Genomic DNA, 18540 nt, shown 5'->3' on the forward strand with positions numbered 1-18540 from the left:
AAACCGGCACAGGCCGGCTGGTATCGCGGCATGGAGGGAAGATTCAGCGGATGCTGGAAGGGTTGAGATCGGACGATGCTGCCAGGCTGCTGATAGCATCCGGGCCCAACGAGGTCCCCGACCAGCAGGAGAGATGGGCCAAGCGGCTGGCGTCGAAGTTCTGGGCCCCCGTGCCGTGGATGCTGGAAGCCACCGCGCTGCTTGAACTCGTCCTCGGACGGTGGGCTGACGCGTCCCTGGTTGTCGCCGTCCTGGTACTCAACGCGCTGATAGGCATCGTCCAGGAGGGCAGGGCCCGGGATGCACTGGCGCTGCTGCGTTCACGTTTGCAGGTCATGGCACGGGTCCTGAGAGACGGGGCCTGGTCTTCCGTTCCCGCCGCGAACCTCGTCCCAGGGGACGTGGTGCACGTGCGGTTGGGGGACTTCGTCCCGGCCGACCTGGAAGTGCTCGACGGCGAGGTGCTGGCGGACCAGTCAAGCCTGACCGGGGAGTCCGCGCCCGTCGAAGGGACCCCGGGGTCGAACCTGTACTCGGGAACGGTCATTGTCCGGGGTGAGGCGACTGCCCGCGTGCTGAAAACCGGCACCGGCACGTACTTCGGCCGGACGGCGCAGCTTGTGGGCTCCTCAGCACCCAAAGAGCATCTCGGAGGCTTGGTTCTGCGCATGGTGCGCGTCTTTATCGCGATGGACCTGGTGATCGCGGTGGCAGGCACCACGTACCTGGCCTGGGCGGGGGCAGGAGTAGACACCGTCCTGTCCCTCGCCGTGGTCCTGCTGCTGGCCTCGGTTCCGGTCGCACTGCCGGCAGCCTTTGCCCTGGCCGGGGCACTTGGAGCGCGGCGTCTTGCCCGGGACGGCATCCTGACCACCCGGCTCTCCGTACTCCAGGACGCGGCGTCCATGGAAGTCCTGTGCGTCGACAAGACCGGCACCCTGACCCTCAACCACCTCACGGTAACCGGCGTCGTCGGCACCGGAGGAACCGATCCCGGCGAAACGCTGAAGTTCGCCGCTGCAGCCTCCGATGCCGCCACGCAGGACCCGATCGATCTGGCGATCCTGGCCAAGCCGGGGTCCGCTGGAGAGCCTGGCTGGAAGCGGACCAGTTTTGTTCCCTTCGACCCAGCAACAAAACGGTCCCAGGCAAGCTGGACAGATGCGGCAGGCACCCACTTCGAAGTAACCAAAGGTGCCCCTGCAGCCGTCACTGCCCTGACCGGCTTGGACCTTTCCGAAGCGCTCACCCAAATAGCCGCGGAAGGTGCACGCGTCCTTGCGGTGGCAATACGGAAAGAAGGGAGCCCATGGAGTCACTGTGGACTGGTTGGACTGGCTGACGCACCCCGCCCCGAAGCAGCCTTGATGCTCAAAGAGCTGGGACAGCTCGGTATTCGCACGATCATGATCACCGGTGACAGTGCGCAGACCGCCGCAGCTATAGCGCGGAAACTCGGCATGGAAGGATCTGTGATCGTTCCCGGCCAGCTGGATATTACCGCAACGGATCTCGCCGGTGTAACAGCGGTCGCCCAGGTCCTCCCCGAACACAAGCACCAGCTGGTGAAGGGCCTTCAACGGGCAGGAACGATCGTCGGGATGACGGGCGACGGCGTCAACGACGCCCCCGCGCTGAGGCAGGCTGAAGTGGGTATCGCCGTCGAGGGTGCCACCGATGTGGCCAAAGCTGCTGCCGGGGCAGTTCTGGCCCGTGGAGGACTTGAAGACATCGTGGCGCTTGTCGAGGAGAGCCGCCGGATCCACCAGCGCTCACTCACCTACGCCCTGAACGCGAGCGTGAAGAAGATTGAGGTCCCGCTGTTGCTGGCACTGGGCGTTTTCGCGTGGAAGGAATTTGTCTTCACGCCGCTGCTGATGGCCCTGCTCCTGTTGGCCAACGCTGTGGTCAGCATGGCAACGACCAGCGACCGGGCGAGGCCGTCCGCACGCCCTGACATCTGGCAGGCAGGGAAGATCATCACCGGGGGCGTTGTTGTTGCCATCCCCATGCTGGCCGCTTCGGCGGCAGTTCTGGTCCTCGCCCAGGGCCCATGGCTGCATGCGGGAACAGACGAACTTCGCACGGTGGTCTTCCTGACCCTCGTCTTCAGCAGCCAAGTAACCATCTACATCGTTAGGACAGGCGCGCGAGCGTGGACAGATCCGCCCTCGAAATGGCTGCTGGCCGCCACTGCTCACGCCGTCCTGGCCGCCGCAGGCCTCGCGCTGACTGGCACATTGATGCACCCCGTGCCGCCACCCGTGGTGGCAGGCGTGGCAGCCACAATCCTGGGGGCAGCCCACAGCTCTCCTGCGAGTTGTCGACCTTGGCGTTGATGCCCGCAACGCCTTGACCAGCACACAGATCAACACCATCGCAGCGTGGAGGGAACGGGACGAGGAATTCGGGACTCGAACCTGCCGCTGCGAAGCCGTCAGGTAGCGAAGCAAATTCTGACGCTGCAAGAACAGATGGCCAAGAACCACTCCGAACTGGAGATACTTGTGCAGCAGGTTCAGCCGGCCCTTCTGAATATCTACGGTATCGGCCCGGTGCTCGCCGCAATCATCCTCACCGCCTGGTAACACACCGGAAGAGTACGCTCCGTAGCCGCATTCGCAGCCTTGGCCGGCACATGCCGACCCAGCCTCATCCGGCGGAACGACCAGATTTCCGCCTGAACCGCGGAGGCGATCGCCAACTCAGCAAAGCCATCGCAACCCACCGCCCAGGCCGCAGACACCGTCTCCTCCCTGCCGCTGCAATGAGACAACACAGCGGTGACGGAAGTCGGCGGTTGCAGTGAGGTTTTTCTCCAGGAGATACCTGCAGGGGCGGATTGAACAAGAATAAGCCGGTCTCGTTCTTGTTGGTGTATTACCGCCAGTCTCTTGGGAAGTTAGGCGCGTCTCGGCTTCTCCATTCGCCGGCGTCAAGCGAACACGATCAGAACATCATGGTTCAGGCTGCGGTCCCGGACTCGCCCTTGAAGTCAAGAACAAGTCGATGAGCGCCTGGGTGACCCATTCCTCGTAACGGTCAGGTGTCCAGCCTCGGTCGAAGACGAGTTTCACATAGTAGTCGGGGCCGAGCATGGTCCACGCGACCGACACTGCCTCCTCGGCCGAGATCGAGGGCCGTAGTCGCCCGCTTCCCTCGAGCACGGACGCGAGGCCGCGCAGGTTCTCGTAACGGTTCCGTTCGATCCGCTGGTGGTGGGCGAAGAGGTCCGCGTCGCCCGACTCGCCGGTGAAGCGGATCAGGTCCGCGCAGGGTTCGAAGATGCGCCGGTGCAGAGAGGCCATCGTGCGGAGCCAGGCCTCGGGGTCCTTGAGGCCCTTCGCCTCGTCCACGAGCTTGAGCAGCTGGGGCACATGGGGCCAGCCGGCGTCCACCATTTCCTGGGCCAGCCGGAGTTTCGTGCCGAAGACGGCGTAGAGCGTCTGGTGTGCCACCCCCGCCTCACGGGCGATCTCTTCCATTTTGACGCTGCTGTAGCTGCCAGTGACCAAGAGCCTGCGGGCTGCGGCGAGGATCCGCTCGCGGGTCATCCGGGCCTGCTCCTGCCGCAGGTTTGTAGTGTAAGACCGCCTCGGCGGGGCTTGTCTCGTCATGCGCGTCAGAGTAACATTCTTTTCATTATAAATGAACTCTAAAGAATCTAGGTCGACTTGAGCGGGGCCGGATTCTTTGAGAATCAACAGAGGCCTAGGGAGGCTTCCCATGAGCCAGGAACTCATCGACAGCTATTCAGGCTTCATCAAGGCAACCCCGCAACAGGTCTGGGAGGCGCTCACCAACCCCGCCCTAACCATCCAGTACCCCTTCGGCGGTGCGGTGGAGAGCGACTGGCGGCCAGGCTCGGACTACGTCACGAAGAGCGCCGACGGTGCCTCGGTGATGTACGACGGAAAAGTGCTCGAATCCGAGCCGCCGTGGCGTCTCGTCCGTAGCGTCCACGTCAAGTTCAGTCCGGCATTCACCGGCCACCAGGAGATGACGATCCGATGGGACGTTGAGCAGTTCGGCGAGACGTGCAAGGTGACCATTAGTCATCGAGGCCACGCCTCGGATGCCCAGCTGTTCGAGATGCTCACAAGCCACTGCCCGCATCTGGTCTCCGGCCTGAAGACACTCCTCGAAACAGGTCAGCCACTGCACATCGGACAGTCCGCCACTGCGACGGCCCAAGCGCGGGAATAGTCCTGGATGGCAAGGCCGGTCACGCCACGGGAGCCGACTCCCTCACTCCGAGCAGCAGCTTTTGAACGAATCCCCACCATCGGAATCCTTTAGGAGGTCATCATCATGTCTGACATTGTCACGGCCAAGGTCTTCGTTGACTCGAGTCTCTTCATCAAGTCACTCGACGAACGCGCGGACGAGTACCGCAAGATCGCGGACAGCGCTCAAGCACGGGGGGCCATCCACCATCAGTTCGCGGTGGGGGACGGATTCGTTCTCGTCATTGACGAGTGGGAGTCCGCGGCAGGGTTCGAGAAGTTCTTCAGTGATCCCGAGCTGAGAGCGTTCATGGGTTCAGTGGGCGCTGACCCGAACGTACCCCCTGAGGTCACGGTCGCGAAAGCAGTCGACGCTCCTGACAAGTTCTAACGGCGAGGCCCTGGCGCAGGCCGGTGTGCGCGGTCTCCCGCCCTGCGCGCCCGGCTTCGACCCGTGCTGCCGCCTCACAGCGGGCACGGGGACGCTCCCTGAGAAGAAGGCCCAGGCTCTCCGCCGCCCAGCGGAAGCGTCACCGAGTGCTCAGTGATGCCGGCGGGCACAATCCGGAAAGTCGATGTCAGGGACAGCTTGCGGCCGCCCACGGGGCCACAGTGACGATGCTCATCCCGTGGCGATGTCGCGGCGTCCGACGGCCGCGACCGCGAGGACGGCTGCGGCGACGCCGACGGCGACCAGCCACCCGGAGGCCGCCCAGTGGGGTACTGCCGCCGCGATGTCCGGGGCATGCCCGAAGACGGCGATGGTCCCGCCCCATGCGGGCACGCGGAGGAGCTTACCGAGCATCGCGACCGTCGCGCTGCCCGCAAGGGGTGCCCACGCCAGGGCCTGCCAGCGGGGAGCCACGGCGACGATCAGCAGGGCCACCCCCTCGAGTGCGAGGCACGCGGGCCACTGGCCCACGATGTAGCCGAAGGCGCGGAGCGCGGCATGGTCCTGGTGCACGAGGGCTGCGGTCGTCGCCGCCGCGGCGAGCCCGGCCGCCGCGAACAGAATGAGCGAGCCAAGCGCCGCGACCGCCGCGGTGGCCGCGAGCACCTGCCAGCGTCGTTGCCCAGTGGTGAGGACAAGGTCCACGAGTCCCGCCCTCTCGTCGCGGGCCGCCTGGCCGACCGCTATGACGACGTAGCAGGCACCGGTGATCCCGACGATGAGGCCAACGAAGGTGAAGTAGCTGGAAACGGGTGAGGCCTGACTGGTCATGCCCTGCATGAGCTCGCTCGTGGCCCTGTCCTTCTCGATGAGGGCAACGAGGCCGGAGCTCAGGCCCCCGAAGAGGGCTCCGAGCAGCCCCATGCCCACGGACCACGCCACGATCTGGGCGCGGGAGAGCCTCGCCGCGAGGCCGAAGGCGGACCGGGCCCGCCCGCGCCGTGAACTATTTTCGCGGGCACGGATAAAGCCGGCACCGAATTCCCTGTGGGCGCCGAGGAGACGCTCGACGGCGACGAGGACGGCTTCCGCTGCGAGGAAGGCCAGGAGCGGCATCAGGTGGTCGCCCGCGTAAGGAGCGACGACGGCCTTCCACCCGAGCGGGGTGAGCCATTCCAGCCACCCGTAGTCACCCGTGTCCGCGACGGCACGGACGGCGAAGCTGGCGCCGAGCAGGGCCATCGCCAGCCATCGCGCCGTCGCCGCCTCCGGCATCAGCTGGGCGCAGATCAGCGCAAGGAGCCCCAAGGCGAACGACGCGACCGCAACGACGGCGCCGAACGCGACCGCACCGGCCCCAGTCAGCTCGGCCACGTGCCCGACCTGCAGCGCGAGCACGAGACTCACCAGGGCGCCCAGCAGACCGGATGCGAAGACGACGACGATGAGGACCCCCCTCCCGTACCGGCTGGGGGCGACCCCGCAGGAGCGCACGAGTTCCAGGGTCCCGGCGTCCTCCGCACCACGGGAGAGCCGCACGGCGAGAAAAAGGGCCATGAGGCAACCGAGGAACATGACATAGGACCCGGTCTCGAAGGTCAGGAGCTGCCCCAGCGTGCCCGGGGACGGGAGGATGCCGTAGAAGACCTTCAGGGCCAGGTTAGAGCGCATGGTCTCGATCAGGACCTGCCGATCGGACAGCGCCGGATACGTGGCCGCATAGGACGGGGCCGTGACCGCGACGAGGGCGGCGAGCGGAATCAGCCAGGCCAGGATGCGGCCGCGCTGCTGGCGCAGGAGGAACACGACGAGGGTGGTCATCGCGGGCTCGTCTGGTAATGGCGCAGGAAGAGGTCCTCGAGGCTCGCAGGGATGCACGTGATGTCCCGGGCGTCGGCCCGGGCAAGGACGGCAAGCACCTGCGGGACCTGGGTGCGGGGGACGCTCAACTCGAGCCGCCCATCCAGCGGGTCGCCCACGGTCACGCCGATCCCCCGCAGTTCCGACAGGACGGACGCTCGCCCCTCCCCGAGCTCGGCCGTGACGGTCGAGGCCGCGAGGTGGCGCATCCGGGCGAGCGGGCCCGATTCGATCAACCGGCCGTCCTTGATGATGGTCACATCCCGGCACAGCTGCTCGACTTCAGCGAGAAGGTGGCTGGAGAGCAGGGTGGTGCGGCCCTGTCCGGCGGCCTCGCGGATGCAGCCGGCGAAGACCCGCACCATGAGCGGGTCGAGGCCGGACGTCGGCTCGTCCAGGACCAGGAGCTCTGTCCGGGCGGCGAAGGCGGCCACGAGCATGACCTTCTGCCGGTTCCCCGTCGAGTACGCACGCACACGCTTGCTCGGGTCGAGGGCGAACCGCTCCACGAGCTCTCGCTCGGTCGCGGTATCGTACGCTCCGCGGAGCCGGGCGAGCACATCGAGAACCTCCTGCCCCGTGAGGTTGCCCCAGAGGGACACATCCCCCGGGACATAGGAGATCCGGCGCGTGACCTCCGCCGGGTGCGCCCCGGGGTCGAGGCCGAGGACGCGCACCTCGCCGGCGGAGCGGCCGTAGAGGCCAAGCAGGACGCGGATAGTCGTGGTCTTGCCGGCGCCGTTAGGACCGAGGAAGCCGTGGACGGAACCCTGCTCGACGTCGAGGTCGAGCCCGTCGATGGCACGGAACTCACCGAAGGCCTTGACCAGCCCCCGGACCTGGATGGGGTTCGACGACGGGGCGCGATGGACGCCGGTCATCGCCTTGCCACCTCCGCCGCGGTCGAATCGGGCGCGGTTCGGCTACTGCCGCCGGAGGGCCGGCTCTGAGCCAGGATGCCTGCACGCTCAGTGACCGCTGTGAGGAAGAGCCTGTGCACGTGTCCGGGAAAGACGAGGGTGACGAGCTCCATGATGTCCGGGGGCACGTGCCCCTCGAACGGGGAGATGAGATCGGCCAGATCCATGCCGCCAGCCCGCGCGATCAGCTCGACGGTGCGCGCGGCCAGGGAGTCGATGGCCGCAGCGACGTCGCCCGCGGACAGCCCTTCGGTCCTTTCACCGAGGTGCTGCAACTCGCCGAAGAGCTCCAAAGCCTCCTCAAGGGTCGAACCATAGAAGTTCACCGCGAACGCGGTCACAGCCTCGGGAAGCACCCCACGATACGCCGCGACCTCCAGCAGCTCCCGCTCGCCGCGAATACCCCGCCGGACCGCCTCGTCACTGGTACGGTTCTCGATCTCCTCGTAGAGCCGCACCAGGGGAAGCGGAAGAGGAGTCAGAGCCGAGCCCGACTCCACGATCCGCAGCAGCCGTGCCACATGCGCCTGCTGGACCGTCAATTCCTCGATCCGTCGGGTGACCGCCTCGAGCGCGGCCTCCAGGTCCGCGGCAGCGTCCGCCGAGGTACTGCTGCCTCCGACGCCGATGAAATCGGGCAGCCGGTCCAACGGCACACCGCCGTCCGCGACCCACCGGATGTGAAGCATCCGCGCCACATGCTCGAAGCCATAATCGCGGTAGCCATGCCGAGAGGACGGGACGGGAAGCAGACCGATCTGATGGTAATAGCGGACCGTCCGCGGCGTCGTTCCCGTGATCTCGGCCAACTGACTGATGCGCATGCAACCATAATGGGATGTGACGTAACGTCACTGTCAAGGAAGGATTTCCCGGCAGGGAGGCATAGCTCCGAGGCCAAACGCATGCGTCGAAGAGGTTCTCGGACGCCGTTGCCTGGCCTTATCGGCCTGTCAGCACGGAAATGACGTCACTTGCTACCGTCTTCTCGAAATGAACGCTTGCCATGCCAAACCCATGGGTGTGGTTCTCAGAGGACTTGGATTCTGTACACTGCCGTTCATGACCAAAGGAGCGGCGCCGCCCACGGATGAGGATCACGTAAAGGTGTTCCTGGCCGTCCGGTCGGGAGACGTCAGTGCGCTGGGAAAACTGCTGGCCCTGTATCCCGAGCTCGCCGCCGCCCGGCTCGGCGGCATGGCACGCGGACGGACCCCCTTGCACGTTGCGACCGACTGGCCGGGTTATTTTCCCAACGGCCCCCGCATCGCACAGATGCTGATTGATTCCGGCGCGGACGTCGATGCCCGGGGAAAAGAGGACGGGACGGGCGAGACTCCGCTGCACTGGACAGCCAGCAGCGACGACGCAGACGTTGCGCGCGTCCTCATCGATGCAGGCGCCGACCTCGAGGCCCCCGGCGGCTCAATCGGCTCCCCGCTGGACAACGCGATCGGCTATGGTTGCTGGAACGTTGCCCGGCTGCTCGTCGAGCGCGGCGCGAGCGTCGACAAGCTCTGGCACGCGTCGGCACTGGGTCTGCTCGACCGGGTCGAGGACCTGCTTCGTGACCCGGTGAACTCGACGGAAGCCACCCTCGACCAAGCATTCTGGCATGCCTGCGCCGCCGGATACCGGCGTGCTGCTGCGCTCCTCCACGAGCACGGAGCCAGCCTTGCCTTCACACCCGTCTACGGCCGGGGAACCGTTCTCGACGCGGCGTCGAACCACGGCACGCAGCGGAACAACGTCATCGAATGGCTCGGGCAGCTGGGTGTGCACCGCACCAGCGACTGACGATCAACCAAGCCAATCGAAGCCCCCGTCAGGAACCGGGCTGGGGCTCGGCGATAGAGGCCCGTCCCCACCAAGGACCAAGGAGTTTGCGGCCGAAAGACCACCGCCAGGTCCAGACGTTCCAGCACCTGCCGACCCCCTTGACGGATATGGAGCATCCAAGCCCACGCCGCCGTCCCCGTCGTTAACGCTTCTCCATTGCAACGGCTATAGAACTGCCGAGAGGCTTCCGCGGGTCCTGAACCTGGACGTATCGAAGGACGCTTGCTATTCACGGGTAAGCGGAGGCTCTGCAGGGCCACTTCCGGATCAGGGACCAGAACCCGGCCCCCGGGGGTGACCGGTCGTGAGGAGGAGCCGGGACCACGCATCCGTGAGCCAAACGGCGAACTGGCGCGGCGTCCAGCCGCGTTGGCCGACGAGCAGCACCCAGTACTCGGGGCCGTTCATGCTCCACACCACATCGGCCAGTTCGTCGGTGGGTCGGTCGGTGCGAAGTTCGCCGGTTGCTGCAAGGTCGGCGATGAACCTGCGCATGTTGGCGGCCCGCCGTTCGGATATCTGCGTCCAAAGCGCGTCGCACTCGCTGTCGGCACTGGCTGCATCGCGCAAAGCCACGTACACCGGGGCAAGCCTTGGCTGGATCTCGGCAAGGGCCTGCGCGTAGATGCTGATCTTCGCGGTCGCCGTCCCGGCCTGCTTGAGGCGTAGGACGTAGTCGCGTTGCTGGGCGGGCACGGACTGGTCTGTGCCCGAGATGGCGGTTTCCACGACCTCGCGCAGCAGGGCGGGTTTGCGGCCGATGGTGGCGTATACGGTGTCGACGACAACGTCGGCGCGCCGGGCGATCTCCCCAATGGTGGTCGCGGCGTAGCCCTGTTGGACGAACAGGTCGCGGGCGGCCGTCAGGATGGCGTGCCGGGTTGCGGCGGCCTGCTTCTTGCGCCGGGGCGAGTGATAGCGCCGCGTACGAGCATTGACTTCATTCGTCATCCGACTTAGCCTTTATTCATCCGAAGTTCCATAGGATCAATTATATAGCAGGAGGCCGGGGTGGTTGGATTGGCAGCCCTGGGGCAGGACAATGCGGCGGCCTTTCGCCGCTTGATCGTCGACGGCTTCCAAGCCGGCGATCCGGGAGTGGTCGACGAGTTGGTCTCGCCGGATCTGGTGGAGCACCAGTTCGGCAGCGAGAGCTCGGGCCCTGCAGCCGTTGCCCGGCTCAGGCAGGCGATTCGCGAGGTGCACGCGGGGATGCCCGACGTGCGCTACAGCTTCGACGCGGTGGTCGCCGACGGCGACACCATCTGGACGCGGATGACCGCCCGCGGCACCGACACAGGGGGCGTCCTCGGACGCCGCCCGAGCGGACGCAAGATCAGCATCACGGTCGTGGACATCGCCCGCTTCCGCGAAGGCAAGCTGGTCGAGCACTGGGGTGTGCCCGACCGATTCACGCTCCTCACACAAGCTGGTCATCTCGGCGAGCTGCTGCGGCCGCGGGCCACGGCGGAAAGGTAGAACCTCATGGGCGCCGAACATTTCGACACCGTAGTTGTCGGCGGCGGGCAAGCCGGCCTCGCCATGGGCTACCACCTGGCGCGAATGCACCGCCCGTTCGTGATCCTGGACGCCAACCCGCACATCGGCGATTCCTGGCGGCTGCGCTGGGACTCACTGCGCCTGTTCACCCCCGCACGCTATGACGCGCTGCCCGGCAGCCGCTATCCGGCCCCCCCGTGGTCGTTCCCTACCCGCGAGGAGTTCGCGGACTACCTGCGCGCCTATGCCGCCGAGTTCGCGCTCCCCGTGCGCAACGGTGTGCGGGTGGACCGGCTGAGCCACAACGGCCAAGGATACGTGATCGAGTCCGACGGCCAGCTGCTCGAAGCCGACAACGTGGTTGTCGCTCCCGGCTTCGACCAGCTGCCCAACATGCCCGCCTTCGCCGCCGAGCTCAATCCGCGAATCAGACAGGTGCACGCGGGCGACTACCACAACCCCGCGCAACTGCTCGCCGGCGACGTGCTGATCGTCGGCGCGGGCAACTCCGGCGCCGACATAGCACTCGAAATCTCCCGAAGCCACCGGACCTACCTCTCAGGCAGGCATCCCGGCCAAGTGCCATGGCGGATCGAGCGGACCGCGGCCCGCCCCCTCAACCGCATGATCTTCTTCGCCTTCTCCCACGTCCTGACCGTGCGAACACCGATCGGACGCAAGCTCCGTTCACAAGCGCTAACGCACAGTGGCCCGCTGATCCGCGTCAAGGCCGGTGACCTCGCCGCCGCCGGCGTGCAGCGCGTGCCCAGGACAGACGGCGTCCACGACGGCCTGCCGCTGCTGGCGGACGGACGGACGATCGAAGTCTCGAACGTGGTGTGGTGCACCGGCTTCCGCCCTGATACCAGCTGGATCGACCTGCCCGTGTTCGGCGCCGACGGCGAACCCGAGCAACAACGCGGCGTGGTGAGGGCACAGCCTGGCTTGTATTTCCTCGGCCGGTTGTTCCAGTACGCTCTGGCGTCCTCCATGATCCATGGTGTAGGGCGCGACGCCCGATACATCGCCCGGCACATCGCGGCGAGAGACCGCCAGACGCGCTCAGATGTCTCTGCCGGTTCAGCCACCTGACCGAACCTGCGAGACCCGTGCGCTGGTTCATGTCGTTCGGCAGACAAGAACGGCAACATCGTCGGTTCACTGACGTTGACTCCCGCTGATCCTGCCACCGTTCTGGGTTGCCCCTCAGGCCAGACGGCAACTCTCACCGCGTGGTCATACACCAACGCCGTCGTCACTGACAACACCAGCGGCGCCACCTTGGCTATCCCGGGCACCTACAGCGGTGGAACCCGCGTAGTCTGCTAGCGCCAACTGGAAAAGTTATCCGAGAAGGCCGGGCCCGCCCGCGTCGGGTCTTCTCGCTGCACAAAATATTCAACGTTCTCCTCCCCGAAAGGACACGCTGTCTTGAAAAGCAAAAGGTTTTCAAGACATTTCTTTTGCTGCCGAGAACACGGCGCGACCCCCGCTGTCATTTTCCATACTCGCCTGCACGGCCGGCCACATGTCCTTACGGTTGTGCAGGCGGGTGGTGAGCACTGGTTTTTCCGTACTCCTCTGCACTAAGGTCCTTGTTGCTTACTACTCCTCTGCACAGCAAGGGAGGTGGCAGAGTGGATGCAGAATCGACACACATTCGTGAGTCGGGCACGTTGACCATGCCAGATGTTCTGTGGGCCCGGACGAAGTCGGTTTCGGCGGTGATCGCACCCTTGGCCGGGCACGCTGTTGTTGGCAGGGCAGCTGTTGAGGCCGCCGCCACGGCGCTGGGAATATCGCGCCGCCAAGTCTACGTACTGATCAAATGCCATCGTGACGGGTCTGGGTTGCTGACCGATTTGGCTCCTGGCCGCTCCTCCGGAGGGAAGGGAACCGCACGGCTGTCAGAAGAGGTCGAGGACCTTGTGCGGGAGGCAGTGCGGAAGCAGTTCCTGACCCGGCAGAAACGGACCTTGGCGGCGGTGTATCGCGATATTGCTGCCGCGTGCCGTGCCCGTCAGCTCGCTGTCCCGGCCCGAAATATGGTGGAGCCGCGAATCCGGGCGTTAAATCCAGTTGAGGTAGGCCGGCGCAGGGGAGGGTCCGATGCGGTACGGCCGTTGCAGTCGGCCGGGGACGAGGTGCCGACGGTTGGCGCGATTTTGGAGCGGGTGCAGATCGACCACGGTCATGGACGTGATCGTCGTGGACGAGCGGGAGCGGCGACCGATTGGTCGGCCGCATTTGACTGTCGCGATCGATGTTTACAGCCGGTGCATCATCGGCATGGTTGTGTCGCTGGAGGCGCCCTCGGCCGTGTCGGTGGGACTGTGCCTGGCACATGCCGGGACTGATAAAAGGCCATGGCTTGAGAGCTTGGGTATCGAGACGCCGTGGCCCATGAGCGGGAAGCCGAGACAGCTGTATCTGGATAACGCCAGCGAATTTAAGAGCGAGGCGCTCCGGCGAGGATGCGAGCAGCATGGTATTCAGTTGGCTTACCGCCCGCCGGGACGGCCTCATTATGGCGGGATCGTGGAACGGTTGATCGGCACTGCGATGCAGCAGATTCACGAACTTCCCGGGACTACCTTTTCCAACCCCAGCGAACGGGGACGGTATGACTCGGACCGGAAGGTGGCGCTGACGCTCCACGAGCTGGAGAAATGGATGGCCCTTGCCGTCACCAGCTACCACGGCACCATTCACAGCACGCTGGGCCAGACGCCGGCTGGTTAGTGGGCAGATGGGGTGGTGGCAACGGGGTTGCCTGTGGTTGCCTCGAACCCGGCAGCGTTCCTGGTTGAATTTCTTCCCGTCGTGCGGCGTACCCTGACGCGGACGGGTTTCGTCATCGACCGTGTCCACTATTTCTCGAATGCACTGAGGCCGTGGACCAGCCGGTGCGAGACGCTTGGGCCGTTTCTGATCCGCCGGGACCCGAGGGACATCAGCCGAATCTGGGTGTTGGAACCAGAGGGGGTTCACTACGTGGAGGTCCCTTACCGGACGATGGCGCACCCGTCCGTGAGCCTGTGGGAGCACCGGCACGCGTTGGCGCGGTTGCACGAGCGCGGCGTAGCGCAAGTGGATGAGGCGGCGTTGTTCCGCACCATCGAGCAAATGCGGGAAATCGCAAACACTGCGTCGAAGACCACCAGGCGCATGCGCCGCGACGCCGCCCGCACTGCAGCCACGCCGCGGCGCGCCGTGCCACCTGCCCCGCTACTTCCGCCGGAAGCCGCTGCTGAGCAGGCGCCGGACACTGCCGTGGATGCGGCCCGGGTGCCGCTGTTCGATCAGATCGAGCAGTGGTGAGCATGCCCGAGTACGAGGCATTGGAGTTGTCCCACCTGCACCCGAGTGTGCGGGACACAGCACGGTTGCATGCGAACGAGCGGGTTGAATTGATCAGGGCCGACCGGTGGATCGGCTACCCGCGCGCGGTGGAGGCAGTGGCCCGCCTGGAAACCCTGCTGTGCTGGCCAGGCAAACAGCGAATGCCGAATCTGTTGCTGATCGGGCCGACGAACAACGGCAAGTCAATGATCGTGGAAAAGTTTCGCCGGGGACACCTGCCCGTGGCCGAGACAGAACGGGAACACATTCCGGTGTTATGCGTGCAGATGCCGTCGGAGCCTTCCGTGTTGCGCTTCTAAATCGCGCTCCTGGCAGCGCTTGGGGCACCTCTTCAACCACGCCGACGTGCCGCCGGTACCTTCGTTAGCATTTGGACAGTTGCAGCTAGGCTCGTGGGGCGGTATCAGCGGTGCGCGGGCTGCGAACTCATGGGGGTAACGAGATGTCGGAAATAAGTAGGACGATTCAAGAGGTGGCTGCCGCCATCCGGCGGAAAGCACGAAACTCTGCCTTGGTTTACGGCGCCATTTTCGTTGTCGGGCTGGTGGTGACCCTGGGGACCCTGTCGTCTGCGACGAACACCGGCGGGACTTACGTTGTTTTCTGGGGTGCAATTGTGTTCGGCTTCTACGGATGTGTTCGGGCGATCATCCGCTACGTGCGAGCGGATGGCGTGGCAACCGCACTCGTGGTCGTACACGTCGTTGGAAGAAATGACCTAACCCCCTCGTAGGAAACCCGGTTCCCTTCCCTTGCGGGCCGCGCCATGCGCCAAATAGCGCTGTGAAAACGTAACCATTTACCGCGGAAAGTCCCAGCCGCTAGCCGAGAACACCACGATTCTCAAATCAATCTGTTCTTGAAATCTTTGGTTTGAAAGAACGTCCCCTGAAATATTTTCCCACCGACTCCCAATCGGTTCGTGCATTGCGGCGGACGGCTGGCAGCTACGGCATGTACTCCCATCAGCTGCTCGAACACGGACTCGGTCACCGGGAACTCAGTGACGCAGAGCTGGACCTGAATCCGCCACCGCACCTGCTCGACGAGCTCGCCAACCGAACGGGCCTCGAGCAACACCGCGTAATGTGAGGGTCTCCAAGACCGACGGGTCCCAGACTACGGACCTGCAGCGGGACGCACTCCTGGCCGCAGGCATCGCAGACAACTCCATGTACGAGGACAGGGCGTCCGGGAAGAAAGATGATCGACCGGAGCTGACTGCCTGCCTCAAAGCCCTCGGGCACGGCGACACCCTGGTTGTCTGGAAACTCGACCGGCTGGGCCGGGACCTGCGACACCTGGTCAACATCGTCCACGACCTCACCGAACCCGGCATCGGACTCAAGGTACTCACCGGCCAGGGCGCGGCCATCGACACCGCCACAGCCCGTCCGATATGGCTCCCCGAGCCAGTAGTTGGGAAAAGTGAGGTCACGTGGTTGGTGAGCCGTTTTGAAGGCCAGCTTAAACAAGTACCCGATCCTGTGGCGAAGTCGGCATACGTGTTGATGCTATGTCTAAAGATTTTCGGCCCCGGCGAAGGGGAACTTGTATTTGACGCCGGATATCCCAACGGCGCCCCAAAACCCACGCCCAATAAACCGGTGCATCTCTCCGCAGGGGAGCAAGATGCCAATGAACTCATTGACGGTGCGTTGCGTTACTTCGATGAGGTAGATCTGGCGTTCCTTGGTGATCGACTTATGGTGCCTGCGACCATGTTCCGTGGTAGCGGTGAGGATCAGGATCAATGGCATGGATTCGTCATGTCAAAGGACGGCATGTTCGTGTTTTTCGAGGAAAGCAATTGCTTGGCAGACGATATGGATGATGGTGAGCCCGTCATATATCGCCTGAGTGATCTTCGAGCCTGCAAGGTAAGCATTCCGGAAAGCATCTACATCCCTCCAGGTCTGCAGCACGTTCTCCGATCCCCTTCATCCCGTGAATTCAATGCGAAGTTGATATTTGGAGATGATGTCTTCGTGATGCAGTTCGCGGTGCTCTTTTCTCAAGTTGATGAAGAGGTGCGGGAAGAGGTCGCACGGCACATCCAGCAGTTGTTAGGACTTCTTGACAAGGCGCTGAGCCTGCAAGCGTCCGCTGGCTGACGCCCTGCACAGGACTACTTTCGGTAGCCGACGTTGTGCAGGCAACTTCTGAAACTGACACTGGAAGTCGGAACCGACCGATGTGGTGCGCAGAACCCCCAGCCCTTCGCCGAACGTCAGCACGGCCCCCGTTCGGGTTGGTCCGTTCATGCGCACACCAATTCCGAGGCCTGGTGTCGTTTTCAGCAGTCGTCTGCACAGAATGTCCGAAGTCGCCTGCACCGGCTGTTTTCGATTGCTGCGGTAGGGGTCAGAGCTCCTCTCAGGTGCATGCTCTGTCTTGGCTGCCACAACCTGTCTCCATTGGACACGGACGCGTGACCGCTCTCGGCGCTGCAGAACAACGCCAAAAACCTTTGGTACGTCGGCGGAAAGCGTGAAATAATTCTCAGCATACTGATTATTCTTGGTTGCAAGTCACACGCTGGTAGTTGGCCTGATGCGGAAGGTCGAAATGAACAGGTCTGACCCTCGCCGTGCCGCACGGTCCCTGATCGAATCAGGTGTCCTCTGCATAGAGGACCTCTGGGTTGAATACCAAGCCCGGGGAGGGAGCGCCGACGTCTTGGAACTCGATGCATTCATCCACGACATTCCCCTCATGACTGGGCTGGAGGTTGAAGTTCTGAGGCTGACTCTTAGTGAACTACGGCCCAAGTGAGATCGCGAACTTGGGGCTGCAGGAATGAGGTCGCCCCAATGCTATTGGGGGAAAACATCGGGGCGACCGCCTGATCATATGTCGAGGTGTTTTTCAAGTCAAAAGGGTCAACGTCCCTGGCAGGCATCAGGGACGAGCGGAATGCGAAACTTCGAAACCTGAGCGGACAGTGTCGGAACCTTGACCTAATCCTGAGAGGCGCACGCTAACATGAACCCGTCCGTTAAGCAGACGCGGCGCGTGTCCCCCGTGAGCCGATTTCTGTAGCAGTGTGGAATTCGTCCCCGACTGAAGGCCTGCCGTTTCCCCTGACGGCGGGCCTTCTCCATAGTTGCGGTGCACGGAGGTGTCCGGAAGATGCTGCCGGTCAAATCGCGCTCATGGTTTCCTTTCCGGCATCAGGCGGGTGTCCCGGCGGAGCCAAGTCAGGGCTTTCCTTCACGAGGTGAAATAGCTGACATGGCAGGGCAGCGGACATAGTCGCAAAAAGAAGAGTGCGATGGTGTAGTCCACCGGAGAGGAACCCAGCAACGCGATCCGTGAGACGCTTCCCTCGGACGGATAAACTTTGCAGGCTGCCCGGGTGAAGTTCACCCCTCTTACGAGAATGAGCAGCGGCAAGCTATTTTCCTGGCAGAGCTCATCGATGGCGGCGACTGCACGGTGAGCATCGTCTACGTCTATGGTTTGGCGCGGCCTCCAGGACAGCCGCACGATCCCGTCGGCGAGTTCAACGGCGCCTTTATCAGTGATCTCGAAACGGCCCATGGCGGGTCCTTGCCTCGTGACTCTTTCGGCCCCCCAAGCTGTAATGGTAATCCAAAGTAAAACGGAAGCTCGCCACGCCCCAGGTCCTGCCCTACCCGTCGTCGCGTACGAGAAGCGGGGGCTGACTCCTGAATACCTGAGACCACGAGCCAGCCCCCTGACGGAGCCTCGATGAAGGCTAAAAGGACCCTCCCCAGCGAGGTAGAACACCGCCACTGCACATAATCCGCTAACAATCCACACCAGACAAGATGACAAACGAGCCTTCGCGGCTCTTTTCAGTGGGCGCCTGATTAGACGCTGTCGGCAGGATTCTTACAAAGGACGGAAAGCTTTGAGGGGGCGTGCAGCAGTGGTTTGGGGGCAGACCGACGGAGGCTCCGATGGTGGCGGGCTCATCCACTACCAGCAAGGCCCCTTAGATCTTGCAGGATGAGGCGGAGTGAGCCCTCACCGTTCGGGCAATTCCTCATCCAGCAATCTTGTTCCTGGTCATCCAAAGTGGCGGCGTGGTGATTTCCCTTGCCGACCTCCAAGCTGATGAAACATGTTATTTAGGGAAAAGCCACCACCTCGGCGCGGAACCCGCTCTTGCCATGGCCGAGGCTGAGGGACCCTTGCTGGCGCCGTCCATTGAGGTGTTTGTCGAGCATGCTACGCATTTTATTCCAAGGCCCTAGTCCAGCTGCCGAGGAGGGACTATCATCGCAGCCAACCATACTCATGTTCTTTCCGTTAGGTCTCCCGGACGGTTCATTGGTCATTTCTCATGTGTAGTAAATGAAAATGAAATAAGGAGGCAAAACAGTGTTCAAAAAGAGCTGGCTTACCGGTTTGCTCGTGGCGCCGATCCTTCTGGGAGCAGGCGCCAGTTCCGCGCTTGCCGGAGAAGTGACCG

At 63.9% G+C, this 18540-nt stretch carries 18 protein-coding genes; 12 read left to right on the forward strand and 6 right to left on the reverse strand.

Features of this window, described 5'->3' with window-relative positions; genetic code table 11:
- The first annotated feature begins 62 nt into the window (after positions 1–62).
- Together PUN71_RS20875 and PUN71_RS20880 are read left to right on the forward strand one after the other, a co-directional pair.
- Positions 63–2339: an HAD-IC family P-type ATPase gene (locus PUN71_RS20875; RefSeq protein WP_277799939.1), complete on the forward strand. Its 2277-nt coding sequence runs from the start codon at positions 63–65 to the stop codon at positions 2337–2339.
- 45 nt (positions 2340–2384) lie between these two features.
- On the forward strand, positions 2385–2588 hold the full coding sequence (locus PUN71_RS20880; RefSeq protein ID WP_277799940.1) for a hypothetical protein: 204 nt from the start codon (positions 2385–2387) through the stop codon (positions 2586–2588).
- Positions 2589–2957: 369 nt separating this feature from the next.
- On the opposite strand, the gene PUN71_RS20885 is transcribed toward PUN71_RS20880, so the two are convergent.
- The gene (locus PUN71_RS20885; protein ID WP_277799941.1) at positions 2958–3554 is read right to left on the reverse strand and encodes a TetR/AcrR family transcriptional regulator; all 597 of its coding nucleotides are present in this window, start codon (positions 3552–3554) and stop codon (positions 2958–2960) included.
- A 172-nt stretch (positions 3555–3726) separates the two neighbouring features.
- On the opposite strand from PUN71_RS20885, the gene PUN71_RS20890 reads away from it, so the two are divergent.
- Together PUN71_RS20890 and PUN71_RS20895 are read left to right on the forward strand one after the other, a co-directional pair.
- Positions 3727–4206, forward strand: a complete 480-nt coding sequence (locus PUN71_RS20890) for an SRPBCC domain-containing protein (RefSeq protein WP_277799942.1) — start codon at positions 3727–3729, stop codon at positions 4204–4206.
- 105 nt (positions 4207–4311) lie between these two features.
- The gene (locus PUN71_RS20895) at positions 4312–4617 is read left to right on the forward strand and encodes a hypothetical protein (protein WP_277799943.1); all 306 of its coding nucleotides are present in this window, start codon (positions 4312–4314) and stop codon (positions 4615–4617) included.
- 231 nt (positions 4618–4848) lie between these two features.
- Here PUN71_RS20895 and PUN71_RS20900 read toward each other — a convergent pair whose 3' ends face one another.
- Genes PUN71_RS20900 through PUN71_RS20910 form a run of 3 tightly spaced genes read right to left on the reverse strand, consistent with a single transcriptional unit; the run spans position 4849 to position 8221 of the window.
- Entirely contained in the window at positions 4849–6438 is a 1590-nt protein-coding gene (locus tag PUN71_RS20900; protein ID WP_277799944.1) for an efflux permease Rv1217c-related protein, read from the reverse strand.
- Positions 6435–7358 carry an ABC transporter ATP-binding protein gene (locus PUN71_RS20905; protein WP_277799945.1) on the reverse strand — a complete coding sequence of 308 codons (924 nt, stop codon included), beginning with the start codon at positions 7356–7358 and terminating at the stop codon, positions 6435–6437. Before PUN71_RS20905 ends, PUN71_RS20900 begins: the two co-directional genes overlap by 4 nt.
- The gene (locus tag PUN71_RS20910) at positions 7355–8221 is read right to left on the reverse strand and encodes a MerR family transcriptional regulator (protein ID WP_277799946.1); all 867 of its coding nucleotides are present in this window, start codon (positions 8219–8221) and stop codon (positions 7355–7357) included. Before PUN71_RS20910 ends, PUN71_RS20905 begins: the two co-directional genes overlap by 4 nt.
- Positions 8222–8459: 238 nt before the next feature.
- On the opposite strand from PUN71_RS20910, the gene PUN71_RS20915 reads away from it, so the two are divergent.
- The gene (locus PUN71_RS20915; RefSeq protein WP_277799947.1) at positions 8460–9194 is read left to right on the forward strand and encodes an ankyrin repeat domain-containing protein; all 735 of its coding nucleotides are present in this window, start codon (positions 8460–8462) and stop codon (positions 9192–9194) included.
- A 309-nt stretch (positions 9195–9503) separates the two neighbouring features.
- On the opposite strand, the gene PUN71_RS20920 is transcribed toward PUN71_RS20915, so the two are convergent.
- Positions 9504–10187 carry a TetR/AcrR family transcriptional regulator gene (locus tag PUN71_RS20920; protein WP_277799948.1) on the reverse strand — a complete coding sequence of 228 codons (684 nt, stop codon included), beginning with the start codon at positions 10185–10187 and terminating at the stop codon, positions 9504–9506.
- A gap of 60 nt (positions 10188–10247) precedes the next feature.
- Between PUN71_RS20920 and PUN71_RS20925 the strand changes: the two genes are divergently transcribed.
- From PUN71_RS20925 to PUN71_RS23225, 7 genes are all read left to right on the forward strand, one after another.
- Positions 10248–10715, forward strand: coding sequence for an ester cyclase (locus tag PUN71_RS20925; RefSeq protein ID WP_277799949.1), 468 nt, complete (start codon positions 10248–10250; stop codon positions 10713–10715).
- A 6-nt stretch (positions 10716–10721) separates the two neighbouring features.
- Complete coding sequence (locus PUN71_RS20930) at positions 10722–11828, forward strand: flavin-containing monooxygenase (protein ID WP_277799950.1); 1107 nt, start codon at positions 10722–10724, stop codon at positions 11826–11828.
- Positions 11829–12929: 1101 nt separating this feature from the next.
- Positions 12930–13478, forward strand: coding sequence for an integrase catalytic domain-containing protein (locus PUN71_RS23215; RefSeq protein ID WP_277799951.1), 549 nt, complete (start codon positions 12930–12932; stop codon positions 13476–13478).
- A gap of 33 nt (positions 13479–13511) precedes the next feature.
- Positions 13512–14057, forward strand: a complete 546-nt coding sequence (locus tag PUN71_RS23220; RefSeq protein ID WP_283532421.1) for a Mu transposase C-terminal domain-containing protein — start codon at positions 13512–13514, stop codon at positions 14055–14057.
- A gap of 2 nt (positions 14058–14059) precedes the next feature.
- Positions 14060–14398 carry a TniB family NTP-binding protein gene (locus tag PUN71_RS20945; RefSeq protein ID WP_277799952.1) on the forward strand — a complete coding sequence of 113 codons (339 nt, stop codon included), beginning with the start codon at positions 14060–14062 and terminating at the stop codon, positions 14396–14398.
- 655 nt (positions 14399–15053) lie between these two features.
- Positions 15054–15191, forward strand: coding sequence for a hypothetical protein (locus PUN71_RS20950; protein WP_277799953.1), 138 nt, complete (start codon positions 15054–15056; stop codon positions 15189–15191).
- Positions 15188–16213 carry a recombinase family protein gene (locus tag PUN71_RS23225; protein WP_502861211.1) on the forward strand — a complete coding sequence of 342 codons (1026 nt, stop codon included), beginning with the start codon at positions 15188–15190 and terminating at the stop codon, positions 16211–16213. The genes PUN71_RS20950 and PUN71_RS23225 overlap by 4 nt, the downstream gene beginning before the upstream one ends.
- 1099 nt (positions 16214–17312) lie before the next feature.
- Here PUN71_RS23225 and PUN71_RS20960 read toward each other — a convergent pair.
- Positions 17313–17642, reverse strand: a complete 330-nt coding sequence (locus tag PUN71_RS20960) for a DUF7793 family protein (RefSeq protein ID WP_277799954.1) — start codon at positions 17640–17642, stop codon at positions 17313–17315.
- Positions 17643–18540: the final 898 nt, after the last annotated feature.

The organism is Arthrobacter sp. NQ7 (assembly GCF_029581595.2).
In the GTDB taxonomy this organism is placed as follows: Bacteria; Actinomycetota; Actinomycetes; order Actinomycetales; family Micrococcaceae; genus Arthrobacter; species Arthrobacter phenanthrenivorans_B.

What these genes read in the sequence shown, in the direction of transcription:
- PUN71_RS20885 (WP_277799941.1), bottom strand. Translation starts at nt 3,554, where the DNA reads ATGACCCGCGAGCGGATCCTCGCCGCAGCCCGCAGGCTCTTGGTCACT.
- PUN71_RS20890 (WP_277799942.1), top strand. Translation starts at nt 3,727, where the DNA reads ATGAGCCAGGAACTCATCGACAGCTATTCAGGCTTCATCAAGGCAACC.
- PUN71_RS20895 (WP_277799943.1), top strand. Translation starts at nt 4,312, where the DNA reads ATGTCTGACATTGTCACGGCCAAGGTCTTCGTTGACTCGAGTCTCTTC.
- PUN71_RS20900 (WP_277799944.1), bottom strand. Translation starts at nt 6,438, where the DNA reads ATGACCACCCTCGTCGTGTTCCTCCTGCGCCAGCAGCGCGGCCGCATC.
- PUN71_RS20905 (WP_277799945.1), bottom strand. Translation starts at nt 7,358, where the DNA reads ATGACCGGCGTCCATCGCGCCCCGTCGTCGAACCCCATCCAGGTCCGG.
- PUN71_RS20910 (WP_277799946.1), bottom strand. Translation starts at nt 8,221, where the DNA reads ATGCGCATCAGTCAGTTGGCCGAGATCACGGGAACGACGCCGCGGACG.
- PUN71_RS20915 (WP_277799947.1), top strand. Translation starts at nt 8,460, where the DNA reads ATGACCAAAGGAGCGGCGCCGCCCACGGATGAGGATCACGTAAAGGTG.
- PUN71_RS20920 (WP_277799948.1), bottom strand. Translation starts at nt 10,187, where the DNA reads ATGACGAATGAAGTCAATGCTCGTACGCGGCGCTATCACTCGCCCCGG.
- PUN71_RS20930 (WP_277799950.1), top strand. Translation starts at nt 10,722, where the DNA reads ATGGGCGCCGAACATTTCGACACCGTAGTTGTCGGCGGCGGGCAAGCC.
- PUN71_RS23215 (WP_277799951.1), top strand. Translation starts at nt 12,930, where the DNA reads ATGGACGTGATCGTCGTGGACGAGCGGGAGCGGCGACCGATTGGTCGG.
- PUN71_RS20945 (WP_277799952.1), top strand. Translation starts at nt 14,060, where the DNA reads ATGCCCGAGTACGAGGCATTGGAGTTGTCCCACCTGCACCCGAGTGTG.
- PUN71_RS20950 (WP_277799953.1), top strand. Translation starts at nt 15,054, where the DNA reads ATGTACTCCCATCAGCTGCTCGAACACGGACTCGGTCACCGGGAACTC.
- PUN71_RS20960 (WP_277799954.1), bottom strand. Translation starts at nt 17,642, where the DNA reads ATGGGCCGTTTCGAGATCACTGATAAAGGCGCCGTTGAACTCGCCGAC.